This is a genomic window from Sulfitobacter sp. HI0129, from assembly GCF_001635395.1.
Classification (GTDB): domain Bacteria; phylum Pseudomonadota; class Alphaproteobacteria; order Rhodobacterales; family Rhodobacteraceae; genus Sulfitobacter.
Window position 1 is genome coordinate 1 of the sequence record NZ_LWGH01001108.1, and the last position, 2,891, is coordinate 2,891.

Below are 2,891 nucleotides of genomic sequence, written 5' to 3' on the forward strand. Positions count from 1 at the left end.
CTCTCCGGCTCCAGCAAAAGCTACATTTGGGAGCTGGAGAACAAGAATCCGCCGCGACCATCTGCGGAAAAGCTGACTAAGATCGCTGAAGTTCTTGGCGTCACGATTGAATACCTGCTCGACGAAAAGCAGGCGATATCAGAAGAGGATGCAGTCGATGTGCAGTTCTATCGCGAATACCGGCACATGGATGCCGACACCAAAGAAAAAATCCGCGAGATGGTAAAGCTATGGGGGAAGCCCGGATGAGCAAGCCAAAGTCGCCACAACGATGGGCATACGATCTGACCATCATCCTGAACACCTTGGGTGGCGACGACCGTTTTCCGGTAAACGTTGGAGCGCTTGCCTACGATTTTTCCAAGCAGCGCTTTCCTGACGATCCGATAAGTCTTGTGCAGGGCGCCCCGCTGAAAGGGTTCGAGGGCGCCTTGATGAAGGCGCCGCCCGGCGAAAAAGGCTGGGGCATTTTCTACAATTCCGACACAGCGTCGCCGGGACGTGTCAACTTTACGCTCGCCCATGAGTTCGGGCACTACCTCCTGCACAGACAGGATCATCCTGACGGTATCCATTGCAGTACCGAGGATATGGAACGCTGGGACAGCAAGTACCGGCAGATCGAGAAAGAGGCGAACGAGTTTGCCGCAAATCTACTCATGCCGTTGGATGACTTCCGCGCGCAGATCGCCCCGAAATCCCAGCCTGACCTGGAAGCTTTGGGAGAGTGCGCTGATCGCTACGGCGTATCCCTGATCGCAGCGACGCTGCGCTGGCTGCAGTACACCGAGCGCCGTGCAGTTCTTGTGAAGTCTATCGACGGCTTCATTCATTGGGGGTGGTCGAGTGGTCGCGCCTTGCGCACGGGCGCTTATTTCAAAACGTCCGGCCGACCACCAATCGAGATACCGGCAGCTGCGATTCCGGCAACGGATGCAGAGCTGATTAGACGAAAGGCAACGCGAGAGCATGAGGCGGGCGTCTGGTTCAAAGAGCCCTGCACCGAGCATGCTCTGGTCTCCGAAGTCCACGACTTTGCGCTTTCCCTTATCCATCTTGGGGATGCACCATCACGCTTCGAACTTTCCGAAGAGGCCGAGGAAGACACATACGACCGTATGATGAGCCGCACGCCCGGCTCCTCTTGGCTGAGCTAGAAGCGCCCCAATGACTGATATATTAAAGTAGATCTCAAATAGAGAATGATCTATAAAAGCAGATCATACCTTGAAATTGCAAGTCTTACATGATACATTTAAGTAGATCAGGCGCTTAGCTTGATGTGTAGGATTATATCAAAATGAGCTATGAGAGCGAGAAACTGGCAGCGACACTGAAGGCTGCGCGCGAGAAGAAGGGGCTTAGCCAGCGCGCGCTAAGCGCCCGTGCAGGCGTGCCGCAGTCGCACATCTCCAAGATCGAGAGCGGCGCTGTGAACCTGACGGTCTCAAGTCTGACCGCCATCGCAAACGCTCTTGGTCTGGAGCTGGCGCTCGTGCCGCGCAAGGCCGCACCCGCCGTCAGAACGATCACTCGCAGCGTAGGCGATGCGCCCAAGGCAACGCCCGAAACGCGCAAGGAGTTTACGCAGCTGGCCAAGCAGCTTGAGCACATCCAGTCACTCAAGATCGACAATTCAGCCATCCAGAATTTGCAGCGACAGTTTCGGGAGCTGCGCCAGTTCGAAAATCTTATCCGGAACACTGACACATTGCGCAGCATCCGCGAGGCGCTCAAAACCGTGGATAACACGGGCGGCCTTAAAACCCTGCAAGACGCGTCCAAGCAGATGAACAGTTTCCGCAACGCCCTCGCACACGGCATGGCCGATGAGGATCGAGCGCGCCCGCCGCGTCCCGCTTACCGCCTAGATGGAGATAACGATGAGTAGTGTCTCCGTCCTTAACGTCAATCTGTATGGCGCGCCCATCGGCACGCTCACCAATCTCGGGGGTGATCGCACCATCTTTGCCTTCACCGACGAGTATATTGCCGACCCAGACAGGGCGACCCTTGGTCTTGCCTTCAAGGATGAATTCGGGGAGCTCTATACGGAGTTTCGTCCGTATCAGAAACGCGTCATGCCCTTCTTCTCGAACCTTCTGCCCGAAGGGCACTTGCGCAAATACCTGGCGGAACAGGCAGGCGTGAATCCCGAACGTGAATTCTATCTGCTCTGGGCGCTTGGTCATGACCTGCCCGGCGCGATCACGATCACCCCGGCCGATGGTGAAGCCTGGCCGCCGGATGCTGCCGATGGAGCGGACGACCAAAGTGATGATCGCCGCGAGAACGCGCTGCGGTTTTCGCTGGCTGGCGTGCAGCTCAAGTTTTCAGCAGTGATGGGAGCAACTGGCGGCCTGACCATTCCCGCTTCCGGCGTTGGGGGTTCCTGGATCGTCAAGCTCCCCTCACGGGAATTCGCAGGCGTCCCCGAAAATGAATTCTCGATGATGAAGCTGGCGGGCCTGGTCGGGATGAACGTGCCTGCCATCGATCTCGTGGGGATCGATGCGATCAAGAACCTGCCCGTAGGCATCGATAAGATCGGCAAGCATGCCTTTGTGGTCGAGCGCTTTGATCGGCTATCCGACGGGTCGCGCGTGCACATTGAGGATTTTGCGCAGGTCTATGGGCTCTATCCTGAAGACAAGTACGGCAATGGCACATTCCGGAACATTGCCCAGGTGATCGCCGCCGAAGGTAATGATGCAGACATCATCGAATATGTCCGGCGTCTGACCTTCAATATGCTGATCGGCAATGCCGACATGCATATGAAGAACTGGTCGTTAATCTATCCGGACCGGCGGTATGTCTCGCTGGCACCAGCTTATGATTTTGTGGCGACTGTGCCCTACATTCCGGGTGATGCGACGAACATGAAGATT

Annotated in this window: 4 protein-coding genes; all 4 read left to right on the forward strand. The window is 56.4% G+C overall.

The window, feature by feature from the left end; all coding sequences use genetic code 11:
• Nucleotides 1-249: helix-turn-helix domain-containing protein (locus A3764_RS23230; protein WP_067952163.1), on the forward strand; the 249-nt coding region annotated here is incomplete at its 5' end.
• Nucleotides 246-1,157: an ImmA/IrrE family metallo-endopeptidase gene (locus tag A3764_RS23235; protein ID WP_067920606.1), complete on the forward strand. Its 912-nt coding sequence runs from the start codon at nt 246-248 to the stop codon at nt 1,155-1,157. The genes A3764_RS23230 and A3764_RS23235, both read left to right, overlap by 4 nt.
• A 143-nt stretch (nt 1,158-1,300) precedes the next feature.
• Complete coding sequence (locus tag A3764_RS23240; RefSeq protein WP_067920593.1) at nt 1,301-1,891, forward strand: helix-turn-helix domain-containing protein; 591 nt, start codon at nt 1,301-1,303, stop codon at nt 1,889-1,891.
• Nucleotides 1,884-2,891 (forward strand): type II toxin-antitoxin system HipA family toxin (locus tag A3764_RS23245; RefSeq protein ID WP_067952165.1); only part of this gene is annotated, 1,008 nt, incomplete at its 3' end. The genes A3764_RS23240 and A3764_RS23245, both read left to right, overlap by 8 nt.